Consider the following 16,138-nt stretch of genomic DNA (forward strand, 5'->3'; position numbering starts at 1 on the left):
ACTCCCAAGCCGAGACATAGCCTCGCTTGGGATAGATGCTTGCTGAACATAGACAGTGGAACGCCGTGGGCCGATCGCGCAATCAGCCCCCGCTGGTCAACTGGCCCTAGCGCCAACCGGCCCGATCCATCAGTCGGAGGGCGCGATCGTTGTTGCCCCCAAACTCATTGGCACTGGCGCTAGAAGACTTGAACTGTCCAAAGCTAGACAGGGTGGGATCCAATGCCACGCCGGACAACACCGGATATTCATAGCCACTGCGGGCAAAGAGTTCTTGGGCCTTTTGGGTTGCCAAAAAGTCAAGGAACTTCACGGCTGCTTCCGGGTTCTTGGCGGTTTTAATCACGCCGCCGCCGCTGATGTTGACGTGAGTGCCGCGTCCCTGTTGATTCGGGAAGAACACACCCACCTTGGCGGCAATCTCCCGCTCAGCGGCATCTTTGGAATTGACCAAACGGGGCAGGTAATAGGTGTTGGCGATCGCGATCGACCCTTGACCCGCTGCACAGGCCTTGATCTGAGCCGTATCGTTGCCTTCCGGGGGCCGAGCGAAGTTTGCCACCAGGCCGCGCACCCAGGTTTCCGTGGTGGGTTCGCCCAATGCGCCCACCAGCTCGCCAACTAGGGATTGGTTATACACATGGCTCGAAGTCCGCACCAAAATCTTGCCGCGCCAACGGCTATCGGCCAAGGCCTCGTAGGTGGAGAGGTCTGCGGGGTTCACCAGGTCTTTGTTGTACATGATCACGCGGGCCCGCTTGGACAGGGCGAACCAGTGACCATTGGGGTGACGCAGGTTGTTGGGAACCGCCCGATAAAGGTTGGGGGCAGCGCTTTGGGACACGGGACGGAACAGGCCGGCCTTGTCGGCTAACCAAAGGCGACCGGCATCCACGGTAATCAGAACATCGGCGGGACTGTTGACCCCTTCCGATTGGATGCGCTCGATTAGGGCATCGGCGCTGCCTTCCACCAGGTTGACTTTGATGCCGGTGGCTTGGGTAAAGGCTTCATACAGTTGGCGATCGCTGTCGTAGTGGCGACCGGAGTACAGGTTCACTTCCCCTGCACCTTGGGCGTTGGCCCGGTTCAGTCCGCTCAGGGCCACGGTGGCTAGGGCTGATCCCCCTGCCAAGAACACCCGCCGAGTCAGTTTACTCGTCATTTTTCGCTCTTAGGAATGCAGTAATTGAATTTTGGGTGGCGAAAGCAGTATATCAATACTGAGAAATATTCTCAAAATTCTCTGGAATTTTTCCTAAGGACTCTCCGAATGGCTTGAACAAATAGACCTCTTGCACGAATCAGCTCGTTGCCCTCATCCCCCAACCCCTTCTCCCAAGGTGGGCGAAGGGGAGCCAGAACTGCTGGGTTACGGCGATCTCGTGGCGGGTGATCAAGTCCCTCTCCCGACTTGGGAGAGGGATTTAGGGTGAGGGTCTTGATTAATGCAAGAGGTCTAATCTTGAGGTGCTTTCGGAACTGTCCTCGGTGGCGGGCGCGGTGTTTGGGGGGAGAGCCACTGGGGAAGTGTTGAGCGATCGAGCGGGGGCTGCAAAGGGAAACGCCCGGCCCATCCAGGGGATGGCCAGGCGCTTTTAAGGTTTCAAAAGGATCGATCGGAAGTTTGGGGAATGGAAAGTTTTGGGAATGGATGGAAACGAGCGACCGTTTCTAGCCTTTGCCGGTTTGGGCCAAGACCCGATCGGCGAGTTTGTCGGGCACTTCCTGCAAGTGGTCATGCTGCCAAGAGAACGTTCCCACGCCCAAGGTGAGCGATCGCAATTCCAAAATCAGGCTTTGCATTTCCGCATGGGGCAGATAGGCCTGCATGGTGTCCCAGCCGGCCCAACCGTCCTTGGGCCCGTAGCCCATCAGTTGGCCGCGCCGCCCGGTCACTAGCTGCATGACCTTGGCGGTGAACTCACTGGGCATGGCAACTTCCACCAGGTCGATCGGCTCCAGGAGTACCGGTTGGGCTGCCGGAATGCCCGTTTTCATGGCCACGTGGGCCGCCATCTTGAAGGCTTGCTCGGAGCTGTCAACGGAGTGGTAGGAACCATCGGTGAGGGTCACGGCCACATCGACGATCGGGAAGCCCAGGGGCCCGCGATCGAGCGCTTCTCGCACCCCCGATTCCACACCGGGGATATATTGCTTGGGCACAACACCGCCCACAATCCTTTGCTGGAAGTCGTAGCCTGCGCCGCGTGGTTGGGGTTGAATGTCCAAATACACATCCCCAAACTGACCATGGCCGCCGGTTTGGTGCTTGTAGCGCCCATGGATTCGGGAAACGGGTTTGCGAATGGTTTCCTTGTAAGGCACTTGGGGCAGGTGGGGAGCCATGGGCAGGTTGTACTTGCGCCGCAGTCGATCGATGGCGATTTGCAGGTGAATTTCCCCTTGGCCCCAAAGGATGATTTCGTGGGTGTCGCCATGTTGTTCCCAGCGGACGGCGGGGTCTTCGTCCGTGAGCTTGGCCAGGGCGGCGGTGAGCTTCACTTCGTCGCTGCGGTTTTCGGGAACGATCGCCCAAGCAAAAACCGGCGGCGGTAATTCTGCTTTGGGCAACTCATCCCGCCCGATCGCCCGATCGAGTGCCAGCACCTCTCCGGTGGCCACCCCGTCCAACCGCCCAAGGGCCACAATATCGCCCACTTCGGCCCGGCTCAGGGATTTTTGTTGGCTGCCCATCAGGCGATAGAGGCCACCAATGCGAACGCCATTGAGGCTCATGCCATCTTCGATCGCGCCATTCCAGACCCGAGCGATCGATAGCTTGCCCCCTTGGCTGGCATACATGGTTTTCAGCACCTGCACGATCGGGCTATCGGCATCGGGGGCGATCGCGTCCACCCCGCGCTCGGTGGCCGTCACCGTTGCGTCTGGGGCTTCCCGGAGCAGGGCATCCAACAGCGGTCGCACGCCCAAGTGCTGTTCCGCCATGCCCACAAACACCGGCACGATCTGATCGGCTCCCAACTCCAGCCTCAGATCCACCAAAATTTCTTCTTCGCTGGGTTGAATATCCTCCAGCAATTTTTCCAGCAGCACATCGTCATGGTCGGCCAAGCTTTCCAGCATTTCGTGGCGAGCCACTTGTTCTTCCGCCCGCAAATGTTCGGGCAGCGGCACGGGGTCATCGCCTTCCGCGTCGGGGTGGTAGTGATAGGCCGTTTCGCTGACTAAATCGATGTAGCCGATCGGGCTGTTGCCTTGGCGAATCGGGTATTGGTGCAGCACGATCGGGCGGCTGGAAACGGGCCGCAACACCGACAAAATATCGGCAATGGGACTCGATGCCCGATCCATTTTGTTAATGAACAACACATGGGGAATTTTCCAGGTGTCCAAAAACTGAAACAAAGGAGCCAACACAATGGCGCGATCGATCATTGGTTCGCAAACCACCACGGCCGCATCAACCCCGACCAAAGCGTTGTAGGTTTCTGCGGCCAACTCCACGGAACCTGGGCAGTCAATCCAATTAAATTGCACATCCTTATAAGCGGCGCTGGCCACATTTAGCTCCAGGCCCATGCCCCGATCGCGCGCTTCCGGGGAACTGTCACCCACCGTATTGTTATCTTTAATGCTGCCCTTGCGCGTGGTTGCGCCCGACAAAAACAAAATACTTTCCAAAAGCGTCGTTTTGCCACTGGAGTAGGGACCCACAATGGCAATATTTCTGATGCGGGGGGTACGGTCACCTTTCATGAAAACCTCCATGGGAATGAAAATTCCCAGTAAAAAATTGATGTCAGCTCAATGCAGGCTGAAATGATTGCAGACTGAGAAAATAGAACTAGGGAAAATAGGACTAGGGATGAAGTGCAGAGTTGATCAGTGTGATGTCTGATCAATATCAAATTCAAAATCTTGCAAAATTTGATGAGAAATCAGATCAAGATCAAATTCATGCCTAATTCATGCCTAAAAGATTCCCGATTCCCAATGAACGAGAACAAGAGAAAAATGCTCGGCTAATGCTCGGCCAATGTTCGTCAAATACTCAGCAAAGATTCAATGAACGCCGTAATGGAGCGTTGCCAGGGGCGAGCGTCGTAGGCTCAGTGCTCAAAGCCACTGGATGAAATTTGCAAAATTGAGTTGACTAGATTGAATGGATCAGATGATTGGCGAGTAGAAAGAATTATGGTGCGATCGCCCGTTGACAGGGAAAAGGAGGAGCGATCGGGACTGTCTACCAGAAATCTGATTGGGTTCTGACTGGGTTCTGATTTGGCTCTGATTTGATTATGAGTGCTTGCAGAATTCTTTAGGCCAATTACTCAATGGTTGTTTATAAATTCGCGCAGTTTATCAACTGTTTTTGGTTTTTTGTTAGGGATTGTGAATAAAAATTAACTCGTATTTGAATCGCTGCCAATTCAAGCTAGGTCAATTCCTTTGGTTAAAAATTTACCGATCGATCGGGCGGCGCTTGGGGTTGGGAGTTGGATCCGGCGATCGATTCGCCATCCACAATCCTCAATTTTAGTGACCCAGAAGCCAGCGACTTGGCCGCTGGCTCCCGAAACCTAGGATATGGCTGGGGTTTCCGGTTCATGGGACTTGGCTTGCAAAACCGCCAACGCCCATTGCCGGAATTGCAGATAGGTCATCAGTTCGATCGTGCCGGAGAGCAACATTTGCGAGTAGCGATCTTCCAATTCCTGCAACCGCTGAACCGCCACCGATAGCGGCATATTCAGCAATGCTTCGGAATCATCCAGCAGGTTCACCGTTTCGCTGAGGGTTTGGCGGTCTTCCTGCTCAATCAGCGCCTGGCAACTTTGGAGATAGAGCTGAACGGGGCGATCGATCTCCTCGTAGGTTTCCGGTGACAGATTGCCGTCAATGAACATCAACCGATAGCGCTCTGCCAAATCTTGGGCTGCCGCCAGGGCTGCCTTGGTTTTGTTGCCATGAACTTCCTTAATTTCGGTCAAGGCTTGGCGACTGCTTTTCACCAACTGGCGCGATCGGCGCGATCGCAGCCAAGTGACCAACAACCCCGCCGCACTGCTCAAGCCCAAAACCAGCAAATATTCCTGAACAACCTGGTTTTCTTCAATGAACCGCAGCCAAGCCGATCGGGGATCCCCTTTTTCATAGGTTTCTGTCGCGTCCGGAGCCATATAAACCCCACCCCGTTGCAACAGGCCAGCCGGATCACCATCGGCCAATTCTGGATAAAAGCTGGCATATTGACGCGCCGTGGCCAAAATCGACCAAGCCATTAGGCCCACTTGGTCGGCGGGGGCATCGCCTCGGGCCATCAAGCCAATTCCCGTGGACAAGACTGGCAAATCCTGGGGCGGCTCGGGGCGCAGGGGGTCATAGGTTCCGGCGGGAATCACCGAAGAGCGATAGGACTCAGGGAAGCGCACCGCCAGGTGATTGGTAATGGAGGGGGGAATTTCCAGCAAACGCAGGGGTGGATCGCTGGTAATGGCATTTTGAATGATGCTGCTGGATCCCAAGGGGCCCACGTAGGCCACCATATCCAGCTCTCCGGCCTTCAACTTAGCCAGGCCTTCCTTCAGGGGAGGCGCACTGGTGATCACTCGCAAGCCGCTGCGGGTCAAGATTTGGGTGGTGGTGAAGTTGGTGCCGCTGCCCTGAATCCCGATCGCCACCCGTTTGCCGTTGATGTCGGTCAGGGTTTTGAAGGGAGAGTCGGCCCGCACCAACAAATGCAGATATTCATGGCCCAAAATGGCGACGGTCTCCACCTGGCCACTGCGCAGCAGATCGCGGGAAACGTCAAGTTGGGCGAGGGCAAAATCAACCCGACCTTGCACCAGGCGATCGAGGTTATCGCGGGAACCATTGGAGTTTTTGTCGTCGGTCAGCTTCAGGCTCACGATTCGATCGGTCGATCGCCCCAATTGCTCGCTAATCAGGTCATAGCCCACACCGGCCTTGCCCGCAGAAATCGAGACCGTGTTTTTGGACTGGCCGCAACCGCCAACCCCAATCACCCCCACAATCACCAGCGACACCAGGCCCCAGCCCCGTTGTTTGAGCTTCACCATCAAAAATCCCCCGAAAAATTCCCAAAATACTAAACCATACGTCCAAAATTATGCGTCCAAAATTATGTATCCAAGAAATGCGCCCAAAATTATATGTCCAAAAAATGCATCCAAAAAATATGCGCTTACACCATATATCTAAAAACATTCAACCTAAAAATATTTAACCAGAATACAGGCTTTACCTAAAATAATTGGCACGCCATATCGCAGATGCTATGAAGCAACGATTCGGCGGGCATTGCCTACCCTACGGGCTACTGAAAATATTCAATCAAAATATAAACAAAAAGCGGGGCCACCCTGGGTCATGTCATGAATTAGGATCACGACTCCAGATTAGCAGCCCCGTTTTTTGAGTGTCGCCTTTTGAACACTTTAGCGACTGGGATTTGGACAACGTTGAATTAGGTGATTTTTAACCAAGTGATTGTTGATCAGATGATTAATAAAAATCTAGCCAGCAATCAATCGTTGTTTGAATTCAGCCAATCCAGTTCAAGCGCTAAATTTCAGCATAGGCGCGATCGATCAGGCGCTTGGCAACCGTTTGGACACCCGTGTGATAGTAATAATTGGTGCTCATGTCCAAAAATGCACCAACATAATCCAGCTTGTCATCGGCAATATCCACAAACCCTTGTAGGTGTTGCAGGATGGTTTGGGGACTGAGACCGCGATCGCTCACAAAGTTCCCCATCCAGCTCGAAACCGAGTTGAACGCTTGGCCAACAAATGCCACCTTGTCAGTGCCCGGAATCATCTTTTGAATATTCCGGAAAGCCTCGTTTTCTTCCAGGCTGGATTGGGTGGCGCTGCCGATCCAATCGCCGGCCGCTTTGATGAAGTTCGGGCCCAAGGGCACTAATCCATCCAAGCAAACCATGGCGGCCATCCGCATTTTGGATTCCCCGCCGTAGTCGGCCAAGGAACCCAAAAAGTCGCCAATGCTGTCGCCGGGAATGCCATTAATTTGGCAATAGGCCAGCAGTTCCACCACAATTTTCATTCCCAAATCGATCGCTTGGGCCTTTTCGGGTTTGGGGGTCAAATTTTGCAAAAAGCCCAAAAACGAAATATCTTGCCCCACCTTATTGGCCATGGCAGCCGTGCCCAAGGCGCTGGCGGCCGTGTCCACGGTTTGATAGAGCCAAACGGCGCGTTGATAGCCCTCGCCTTCGTCGTTATAAAGCTCGATCGCCCGGTCTTTGATTTGGGAAATTAAGCCCGGATCGTCTTCGCCCGTGACGGTTTTGATCGTGCGATCGAACCCAATCAAGTTGTCCCACTCGCCGGGAACCACAAAATCCAACGCATTCAGAACCGTGATGGTCATGCCGCTGGTGGGCAATTCATCAACCAATTGCACAATGGATTTACCCATGAATTTTGATCCTCACTAAGACACAGGGTTTCCAAACAAGAAACAAACAACAAGCTCAACCGAAACTAGGCAAGGGCTAGACTTAAGCTAATAGCGTGACTCTTTTAGATTGTGGGGGCAAGGTTTCGGAATCAGTCGTTATAACAATGGGCTTAATCCCATTGCTGCCTAATGGTTAGGCAACGGTGATAGCTATTTGACCTGATTGATCAAAATTAGCTTGCCACGCTATTAAGTCCAAACTAAGCGCCAATTCGGAAAATAGAAAAGCCAACTACTTCAAACGGGCCAAGCCTGAGAGATTAAATTTCTCAATCCAGTCTTCCCGATCGCTTGGTTTGAGCGTCGTAGACTGCACCTTCACCTGATAGCGATCGCCCACCAAGACAGCCGTTTGATTTTTGCCCACTTGAACGGCAGGATAGCCGTCAATGTCATCATCGCTGCTTTGGAATTTGCTGAGACCGCTCGCATTGTTCGCCAAGTCATTAATCGACAACTTGGCCACTTCTTCGCCCGACTTCTTCAGTTTGGCTTCCGCAAATCCTTTCTTTTCCTGTTGGAAAACCAGGCTGTAGCCATCGCTAGTTTTCGGGAAATACTTATTCAGCTTGCCACCCGCCACTGGCTTTTTATCAATGGGCGAGGGGCTGACGCTGGGGCTGGGTTTGGGCGATCGACGATTGGAACCACGATCGGTGGACTGATCACCGGAGCGATCGACCACCGTGGTTGACGTGGGACTGGGAGCCGGGCCGCGATCACTGCGATCGTTGAGGGCCACACAACCGCCCACCACCAGCAACAGGGTCAAAACAGCACCCGCCAGCCAACGACCGGCCTTAGACGGCGCATTCATGGGCAAATTTCCTTATCATGAGGGTTTGGTCACTTGTTTTCCAGTCTAGGCAGCGTTTTTCATCACCGGACAGATGTGCCCACCGCCCGAGAAGATGGGTTCACCACACTTGGCAGCGATCGGCGCAAGCAGGGGAATTGAATTCGGATCGAATTGGCCTCGGGATCCATCTAACTAGTCCAATTAATCCAATCGATTACATTCGATCAATTCAGTCAATGATTTAAGAATTGGTTAATGATCGATGGGGACTGGATGGGCGATCGACCCGATCGCTCCGGTGCGGAACGGTTGCTGGGGACGGCAAAACGGCAACCTTGAAGAATGATGGATTTTGCTCCATCGTCCCTGACCTTCTGGAAATTTCGGCGTTTTTTAAGGCTAAATTTAACCCGTTGCCTGGGGTGAATTCTAGAAAACCTGATCAAAGCATTTTCAATGCATTTCAAGGTATTTCAAATCAATTGCTGATTGTCTTGAGGTTGGGCCCGTGATGCGTGCGATCGATCCAAACGATCTGAATGATCCCAATGCTTTCAATGACTTACTAGATCCATCGATCGATCAGTTAATTGCTCGATCGATCGGCCAGTTGGCTCGCCCGGTGGTGATGCCCGAGTCGATCGAGCAGTTGACCGAGGTGATGGCGGCCTGCGCGGCCCAACACCAGCCGATCGCCCCCTTCGGCAGCGGCAGCAAACTGGCTTGGGGCGACCTGCCTAAGAAATCGCTGTTGCCCGTGGGGTTGGGTCGGCTCGATCGCCTGGTGATGCATGACGAGGCGGACTTGGTGGCCACCGTGGAAGCGGGGATGAAACTGCGGGATCTGCAAGCGGCCTTGGCTCCCTCGGGTCAGTGGTTGCCGATCGACCCAGCCTTTGCCGAAACGGCCACCCTGGGCGGCATTGTGGCCACGGCGGACACGGGTTCCCTGCGCCAACGTTACGGCGGTATTCGGGATTTGCTGTTGGGCCTATCGATCGTCCGTTGGGATGGGCAAATCGCCAAAGCCGGCGGCCGCGTGGTCAAAAACGTGGCGGGCTATGACCTGATGAAGCTGTTTACCGGTTCCTTTGGCACGCTGGGGCTGCTGGCGACCTTGACCGTGCGGACTTACCCGATTCCCGAACAGTGCCAAACCCTGCTGCTGTGGGGCGATCGCCCGGCCCTGGCCCAGGCGGCCCAAGTCCTCCGCAATTCCACCCTCACCCCGATCGCCCTGGACTGGGTTTGGGGTAATCCGGCCCTGCCGGAGCGGGCGGTGGGCTTGGCCCTGCGGTTTGGCAGCGTGGCCCCCAGTGTGGCGGAACAGGTGCGCCGCTCGATCGCCCTGGCCGAGCAGTTGGGCTTGCAATCCCGGGTGTTGAGCGAACCGGAGGAGGCGGACTTTTGGCAGGCCAGCCGCGCCGCCAGCACTGCCCCCACAGCCGATCGCCCGATCACGCTCAAGTTTGGTGCATTGCCCACGGCGGCCCCGGCCCTGCTCGATCGCCTGGCCAGCGGCCCGATCAGCCAAGGGCAAATCCACGCCAGCAGCGGCCTCGGTTGGGCCAGCTTCGGGGCGATCGAAGGCGACTGGCTGCGGACTTCCCGTTGGATTCGGCAATTGCGGGCCGCCTGCGAAGCGGAACAGGGATTTTTGACGCTGCTGCAAGTGCCCCCTGAACTGACCCATCAGTTTAAGCAATCGGATCGCTGGGGCGATCGCGGTTCTGCCCTGGCCCTAATGGGGAAAATAAAACAGCAGTTCGATCCGCACCAGCTCCTGAATCCCGGCCGATTCGTGGTTTAGCGCCAGGTTTAGCCCCAGATTATGGAGGGCGCACGGCGGTGCGCCCCTACGAATTGCCATCGCCTAATTGGTTTCACCCCACCGACCCATGCAAACGAGCGATCGCCCGATTCCCGCCAAAGAGAGCAACTTTCTGGCCCAAAATCCCCATTTGGGTGAATTGGCCGCCGGTCAGCGATCGGGCTTTGACCCCGACTCGCCGCCCGACCCGAAGCTGCTCGATTCCTGTGTCCATTGCGGGTTTTGCCTTTCCACCTGCCCCAGCTACCGCGTGCTGGGCAAGGAAACCGACTCGCCCCGGGGCCGCATCTATCTGATGGATGCGATCAACGAAGGCACGGCCCAGCTCGATCGCACCACCGCCCAGCATTTCGACACCTGCTTGGGTTGCCTGGCCTGCGTCACCACCTGCCCGTCCGGGGTGAAGTACGACCAACTGATCAGCGCCACCCGGCCCCAGGTGGAGCGCAACGTGCCCCGATCGCTGCCGGAACAGGCCCTACGGACGCTGATTTTCCAGATTTTTCCCTATCCCGATCGCCTGAAACTGCTGATGCCGTTCCTGTTGCTCTACCAGCAATCGGGCTTGCAAACCCTGGTGCGATCGACCGGTCTGCTCAAAAAATGGCTGCCCAACCTGGCGGCCATGGAAGAAATTTTGCCGCGCCTGAGCTGGGACACCCTCAACCGCGACTTTCCCGAAACCATTCCCGCCCAAGGCTCCCAGCGCTATCGGGTGGGGATGATTCTTGGTTGTGTGCAGCGCACCCTCTTTAGCGGGGTGAACGCCGCCACCCTGCGGGCCTTGACGGCCAACGGTTGCGAGGTGGTGATTCCGCCCAGCCAGGGTTGCTGCTCGGCCCTGCCCGCCCACCAGGGCCAAACCAACCAGGCCCAGGCGATCGCCCGCCAGATGATCGATGCCTTCGCGGCCACCAACCTGGACTACATCATCATCAACGCCGCCGGTTGTGGGCACACGCTCAAGGAATATCACCACATCCTGCAAGACGATCCGCAATACCGCGATCGGGCCGTTGCCTTTGTGGAAAAAGTGCGCGACATCCACGAATTTTTTGTGGAAGTGGGTTGGATTGCGCCGCTCCAACCGATCGCCCCGGAGCCGGTGACGCTGGTTTATCACGACGCTTGCCACCTGTTGCATGGCCAAAAAATCAGCGCCCCACCCCGCGACCTGTTGCAGCAAATTCCCGGCGTGACCCTGCGCGAGCCGATCGATTCGCAACTCTGCTGTGGCAGTGCCGGGATTTATAACCTGCTGCAACCGGAAATCGCTGACGAACTGGGCGAACTGAAGGTACAAAACCTGACCAACACGGGAGCCGACGCGATCGCCTCACCGAATCCGGGCTGTTCCTTGCAAATTCAAAAACATCTCGGCTTGCAAAATAAAACTGTGCCGGTTTTGCACCCGATCGAACTGCTCGATCGCGCCATGCGGGGTGAAGCATTGCCCAAGGGCGATCGCTAGACTGGGTTTAGGGCCTGTCGTCAAATCGCCTGAAACCCTGATTCTGCCGTTAGCGGATCGTGGGGGGCAAGGGGCTTGAGCATCTTGTTACGACGATTGAGGCACGGAAAATCAACTGTTTCAGCCTCACATCGAGAGACATTCAGAAATGACGACACTCCCTAGCCCCATCAATAAGCCAGCCTGTCAGTTCGGCCATGATTGATGCAATGGATTCCCGCTATCTGTCTCCCGCAGAGTTTCTCGCTTGGGAAGCACAACAACCATGGCGGCATGAATACCTCAACGGTCGAATCTATGCCCGGGCTGACAGCACGCTGGATCACAACACGATCACGGCGAATTTTGCCATTGCGCTGAAGCGTCACCTTCGGGGTAAATCCTGTGGAGTATTCATCAGCGAAGTGCAGGTGCATGTTTCCGAAAAAGGGCCCTATTTCTATCCCGATTTGGTGGTGACTGGCGATCCTCGGGATTTGCGATCGCGCCAGTTCATTCAATATCCCTGCTTGATTGCGGAGGTCTTGTCGCCCGGAACCGCCGAGTTTGATCGCGACCAAAAGTTTCAGCAATACGCGCGGATGGAATCCCTCAAGGAATATGTGTTGATCAGCAGCGATCGCCCGGCTCTCGATCGCTACTATCGGTCCGAGGATGCTGCCCCGAATTGCTGGGAACTGACCCGTTATGGGGCAACTGAGTTTAATCCCAAGGCGATCGATTTCGATCAGCAACAGCGCTTACTAGCTGAAATTTCCTTTGTACTCCAAAGCCTGAACTTCAACAGCACTTTGGCGATGATCTATGAGGAAGTTCGGTTCGATCGCAATCTAGACAATGCGTCTGAGTTGGCTTCGGTGTCTGATGATTCAGCCCCTTGAGGCATTAATCAACCTTGGCTGCTTGCCAAATTTGCTCAACCATCAGGCGTGGTGATGGGTTGAATTGAGCCAAGGTTGGCGACAGAATTAACCCAGGCTGATCTTGAGGAATTTCGTCATATAACCCTTCTTGTAATTGCAGAATGGTTAAGCGATTTTCGAGGGGATCCACAATCCAATATTCAGGAATTCCCGCTGCGGCATATTCCGAATATTCCGATCGCTTGTAGCGGTAATCCCGCCCGATCGAATCGAGGCTGACAATTTCCACAGCGAGCAAGGGCGACGTTTCAAAAACCGCCGATCGCCCCGCTAATTCCTGAACCTGCTCCCGTTTCACAACGCATAAATCCACCACACGCGATCGCCGAAATCCTGTTCTGACACCAATTTCGGAAAATACCATCCAAGGTAGGTTGTTTTGACCAATTACCTGGCGAAGATAGTCACTTAAAAACTGAGCAATCAAAAAGTGCTCGATTCTGGGTGGATTCATGGGAATCAGTTCACCATCCACGAATTCATAACGAACATCACTGGCCGCATCATCGGTTTGATGATTCAGATAGTCCTCAAAGGTCAAGAGGCAATCGCGAGTTGTAACCATTGAATTCTGTCCTGATGTTGGCTATTTTGGTTCTTGTTTGAAATCTTGATTCCATTAAAGTTCGAGATAGCTTGGGATTTTGTCTGATCGTGATTTGGGCTAGTAATTACAGCCTTTACCTAGAATTATTGGCACGCCATATTGCAGATGCCATGAAGCAACGGTTTGGTGGGCATTGCCCACCCTACGGGCAACTGTGCTTAGTAATCGGGGTAAGGGCTGTATTGTGATTTTAAGTAACTTGAACTGGCAATTATTCAATTGCTAAATGCTGGAAAGTTAACGCGATCGGGCGGTTGCCAGCCGCAGGAATTTGATCGCGCAGAATGATGGATTGTTCATAAACCAAGCATAGCTGACTCTTGCCGGCCGGTAGGGCGATCGGCAAGTTCAAATCCAGGGATTGGTTACGGGATAAAAGCTCACTGCGCCACAGGAGTTGATCATCTAAAAAGATGCTGAGTTGCTGATTGGTCACAGGCACTGTCGCTTGAATTTTGAGCTGTCGAGTTTGAGACCGATCGCTCTGCAAATCCAGGACGGTCATGGGGGCCAAACCCCAGCGTTGACCTTGGCGATTGCGATCCAAACCGCCGCGAATTTCCACACCGCGCACGGTTCCGAACTGCACGAGGTCTAGCTCCGGCACGGCGGTTTTCAGGGGGGCGGCTTCCGGATCCAGGCGATCGCGATTGGCAGGATCCGGGCTGACGGGGGCTGGGTCGAGAAAGGGCGAAAAACGCAACAGTCGCGCCTGATCCAAATCAACTAGGCCTTGCCAGGGGGCTGGCTTGGGAATAAACACCACACGCCCCATGCCCGGCACGGTGGTTTGGGCGATCGGGTGGCCCAATTGGGCATAAAACTCCTTTTCACATCCCCGGGCCAGGCGATCGACATAGAGGTTAATGCCCGCAAAATCGCCTAATTGAAAGAATCGCCGAAAAAACTCCCACTCGTCCCTGCGAAAACAGCGGCGCTGGCGTTGGGTTTGGTTTAAATCCGGATGATCGGGCAGGGCCAAATATTGCCAACCGGCTTCGAGGTAGGGGGTGAGCTGGCTGGGGTGCAATCGCCCCAAGTATTGCCCCACGGTGGCCTTGTGGTGAAACCGGCTGAGGGCGTGGGTGCTGGGATGATGGGCAAAAAAAGGGCAGGTGCCATCGCCACTGCCCACGCCGTTTCCCCCTGTTACGCAAAAGGGCCAGTCCAAAACAGCCGTGCCTGGCTGCTGGGCCACCAGGGCCATGTAGGGCTGAAAGCTGGGATCTAGGGGTTGTGCGCGGGGTTTGAGGCCATAGCCGCCGATTAAGTCCAGCAAGCAGATGCCTGCTACGGCCAAGGCGGCCCAGCGGTTCCATTGTCGCGTTCGGGCCGATCGGCTTGCATCCGGCTGCCAACCCAGGCTGCATAGGGCCAGGGCGATCGGGAAGACCACCGTACCCCGTCCGGCCACGCGATTAAACGAAAACCAGGGAAACCACTGCAAAATCGGTAAATCCCAGGGGCGATAGGCGATTAAACAGCTCATCAGCAAACCGAGGGGCACAAAAGCCGCCCACCAGCGCCGCCGTTGCCAGCAGCCGATCGCCCCCGCCAGCAACAACCCCCAGCCAACCACCCCATCAAAATCTGTTTCTAGGGGACTGGGCAGCACGGCTCGCCACCAGCCGGCCGCCGCGATCGGGTTGATTTGCGGCCAATAGGGGGCCAAAAGGCGCAGGGGATGGGCAAACCAAGCGCGATCGAAGGTGTTGCTCCAGTCCAACTCCTTGGCTAACTGCACGATGGGAATCGCCGGCAGCAGATATAACCAAGCGGCCCAAATGATGAGGGCGATCAATCCCCACTCGATCGGGCGGAAGGGCGGCCAGCCATAAATCCAATAGCCAAGCCGGAGCTGCCAATCTTGGTTCTTTGCGTCCTGGTGGGCATCGGCGGCCAGCTCAATTGCTTGGGTTCGCCACCGCCACCACCTCACCGCCAACATCCATCCCCCCGACAGCACCAGCGACAGCAGCCCAAACCCCGCCACATAGCCCAAGTCCTGGCCCAAGCTCAGGAGCACCAACGCCCCGCGCCCCAGCCACCAGGCCCGCCCGATCGCCCGGCCCTGCACAAATCGCCACACCAACACAAAATCCGTGGCCAGGCTCAGACCTAGCCAATGGACGATCGCCATGTTGCTGTGAAACGGAAACTTACAAATTAGGGCGTAGATGTTCAAAAACACCGCCCCGATCGCTGTTAGGATTGCCCGCCGCTCCCCAAAGTCCGGCTGCAAAATTCGCGCGATGCCAAAGAGGGCGATCGCCACCGACAGCAGAAAATATAGCTTCAGCCAAGGGCCCGCCCCGCCCAGACTGAAGAGCAAGGCATAGAACAAATCTCGCTCCAGACCCCAGGCCTGGAGAGCCACTTGCCCCCCGTAGGGATAAAACACCCGATCGCTGACTAAATCGATATGCGGCAGGGGCCACCAGTGCCAATGCTCCCGCACATAAAATCCCATCGCTTCCCAGAGATCCGTGTCCCCCGCTCCCACCACGGGGAGCCAGGGCTGGGGCCCCAAAATCAAAACCCCCAGCAGACCATACAACAGCGCCGCCAACCACCACCCCTGAGGATGTTGTGTTCGGGCGCTGCGCCAGGCCGCTGCCAGGGCCTTGGTCTTAGTCTTGAATATATTCCGCACCGGTGGCCAAAGCCTGTTCTGCACGCATGAACTCTCGGCCTAAATAAGCCGCATGATCCAGCATTGAAACCGGTATCGGCTGGGTTTGTTCGAGCAATTTCACACAGAGTTCCTTGGCGGTGCGTCCGGTATAGAGGGCCTCGGCCGTGCGCGGAACAGAACCCTTCGCCGGAATCACCTTGCCGGTGACCGGATCCGTGGCCAAGCCCCGATCGTTAATCACGGTGCTGTAGTGCTTGGCGCAAATTAAGGCCTGTTCCCGATCGAGGTAGATCACGAAATAGCCAGCCGGGTCGAGGTCTAAAGGCCGTTTGGATAATTCATCGTCGATCGCCTGGCGTGTTTCCACAGAATTGAGGGTCATATCAACTGACATATTGACGG

General features: G+C 55.5%; 11 protein-coding genes. 3 read left to right on the forward strand and 8 right to left on the reverse strand.

The window, feature by feature from the left end:
- Positions 1-106: 106 nt before the first annotated feature.
- The 5 genes from H6G52_RS05485 to H6G52_RS05505 all read right to left on the reverse strand — a co-directional run bounded on the left by H6G52_RS05485 (position 107) and on the right by H6G52_RS05505 (position 8,287).
- Positions 107-1,165, reverse strand: a complete 1,059-nt coding sequence (locus H6G52_RS05485; RefSeq protein WP_190526969.1) for a Fe(3+) ABC transporter substrate-binding protein — start codon at positions 1,163-1,165, stop codon at positions 107-109.
- Between the two features lie 509 nt (positions 1,166-1,674).
- Positions 1,675-3,720 (reverse strand): elongation factor G, encoded by a 2,046-nt coding sequence (locus H6G52_RS05490; protein WP_190526971.1) that lies wholly within the window; start codon positions 3,718-3,720, stop codon positions 1,675-1,677.
- Positions 3,721-4,544: 824 nt separating this feature from the next.
- Complete coding sequence (locus H6G52_RS05495) at positions 4,545-6,044, reverse strand: TAXI family TRAP transporter solute-binding subunit (RefSeq protein WP_190526973.1); 1,500 nt, start codon at positions 6,042-6,044, stop codon at positions 4,545-4,547.
- A 505-nt stretch (positions 6,045-6,549) separates the two neighbouring features.
- Complete coding sequence (locus H6G52_RS05500) at positions 6,550-7,428, reverse strand: hypothetical protein (RefSeq protein WP_190355488.1); 879 nt, start codon at positions 7,426-7,428, stop codon at positions 6,550-6,552.
- Positions 7,429-7,702: 274 nt separating this feature from the next.
- A complete protein-coding gene (locus H6G52_RS05505; protein WP_099533307.1) occupies positions 7,703-8,287 on the reverse strand; it encodes a hypothetical protein in 585 nt (194 codons plus the stop codon).
- A 493-nt stretch (positions 8,288-8,780) separates the two neighbouring features.
- On the opposite strand from H6G52_RS05505, the gene H6G52_RS05510 reads away from it, so the two are divergent.
- The 3 genes from H6G52_RS05510 to H6G52_RS05520 all read left to right on the forward strand — a co-directional run bounded on the left by H6G52_RS05510 (position 8,781) and on the right by H6G52_RS05520 (position 12,452).
- The gene (locus H6G52_RS05510) at positions 8,781-10,079 is read left to right on the forward strand and encodes an FAD-binding oxidoreductase (protein WP_242026230.1); all 1,299 of its coding nucleotides are present in this window, start codon (positions 8,781-8,783) and stop codon (positions 10,077-10,079) included.
- 88 nt (positions 10,080-10,167) lie between these two features.
- Positions 10,168-11,571 carry a (Fe-S)-binding protein gene (locus H6G52_RS05515; RefSeq protein WP_190526977.1) on the forward strand — a complete coding sequence of 468 codons (1,404 nt, stop codon included), beginning with the start codon at positions 10,168-10,170 and terminating at the stop codon, positions 11,569-11,571.
- 209 nt (positions 11,572-11,780) lie between these two features.
- A complete protein-coding gene (locus tag H6G52_RS05520) occupies positions 11,781-12,452 on the forward strand; it encodes a Uma2 family endonuclease (RefSeq protein ID WP_190526979.1) in 672 nt (223 codons plus the stop codon).
- A 4-nt stretch (positions 12,453-12,456) separates the two neighbouring features.
- On the opposite strand, the gene H6G52_RS05525 is transcribed toward H6G52_RS05520, so the two are convergent.
- The 3 genes from H6G52_RS05525 to H6G52_RS05535 all read right to left on the reverse strand — a co-directional run bounded on the left by H6G52_RS05525 (position 12,457) and on the right by H6G52_RS05535 (position 16,118).
- Positions 12,457-13,059 (reverse strand): Uma2 family endonuclease, encoded by a 603-nt coding sequence (locus H6G52_RS05525; protein WP_190526981.1) that lies wholly within the window; start codon positions 13,057-13,059, stop codon positions 12,457-12,459.
- A 253-nt stretch (positions 13,060-13,312) separates the two neighbouring features.
- A complete protein-coding gene (locus tag H6G52_RS05530; RefSeq protein ID WP_190526982.1) occupies positions 13,313-15,754 on the reverse strand; it encodes a hypothetical protein in 2,442 nt (813 codons plus the stop codon).
- Positions 15,732-16,118 carry a DUF4346 domain-containing protein gene (locus tag H6G52_RS05535; RefSeq protein ID WP_099533300.1) on the reverse strand — a complete coding sequence of 129 codons (387 nt, stop codon included), beginning with the start codon at positions 16,116-16,118 and terminating at the stop codon, positions 15,732-15,734. The genes H6G52_RS05530 and H6G52_RS05535 overlap by 23 nt, the downstream gene beginning before the upstream one ends.
- Between the last annotated feature and the right edge of the window lie 20 nt (positions 16,119-16,138).

It is taken from the genome of Limnothrix sp. FACHB-881 (genome assembly GCF_014698135.1).
In the GTDB taxonomy this organism is placed as follows: Bacteria; Cyanobacteriota; Cyanobacteriia; order CACIAM-69d; family CACIAM-69d; genus CACIAM-69d.

What these genes read in the sequence shown, in the direction of transcription:
- H6G52_RS05520 (WP_190526979.1), top strand. Translation starts at nt 11,781, where the DNA reads ATGGATTCCCGCTATCTGTCTCCCGCAGAGTTTCTCGCTTGGGAAGCA.
- H6G52_RS05500 (WP_190355488.1), bottom strand. Translation starts at nt 7,428, where the DNA reads ATGGGTAAATCCATTGTGCAATTGGTTGATGAATTGCCCACCAGCGGC.
- H6G52_RS05490 (WP_190526971.1), bottom strand. Translation starts at nt 3,720, where the DNA reads ATGAAAGGTGACCGTACCCCCCGCATCAGAAATATTGCCATTGTGGGT.
- H6G52_RS05525 (WP_190526981.1), bottom strand. Translation starts at nt 13,059, where the DNA reads ATGGTTACAACTCGCGATTGCCTCTTGACCTTTGAGGACTATCTGAAT.
- H6G52_RS05515 (WP_190526977.1), top strand. Translation starts at nt 10,168, where the DNA reads ATGCAAACGAGCGATCGCCCGATTCCCGCCAAAGAGAGCAACTTTCTG.
- H6G52_RS05495 (WP_190526973.1), bottom strand. Translation starts at nt 6,044, where the DNA reads ATGGTGAAGCTCAAACAACGGGGCTGGGGCCTGGTGTCGCTGGTGATT.
- H6G52_RS05535 (WP_099533300.1), bottom strand. Translation starts at nt 16,118, where the DNA reads ATGACCCTCAATTCTGTGGAAACACGCCAGGCGATCGACGATGAATTA.
- H6G52_RS05510 (WP_242026230.1), top strand. Translation starts at nt 8,781, where the DNA reads ATGCGTGCGATCGATCCAAACGATCTGAATGATCCCAATGCTTTCAAT.
- H6G52_RS05505 (WP_099533307.1), bottom strand. Translation starts at nt 8,287, where the DNA reads ATGAATGCGCCGTCTAAGGCCGGTCGTTGGCTGGCGGGTGCTGTTTTG.
- H6G52_RS05485 (WP_190526969.1), bottom strand. Translation starts at nt 1,165, where the DNA reads ATGACGAGTAAACTGACTCGGCGGGTGTTCTTGGCAGGGGGATCAGCC.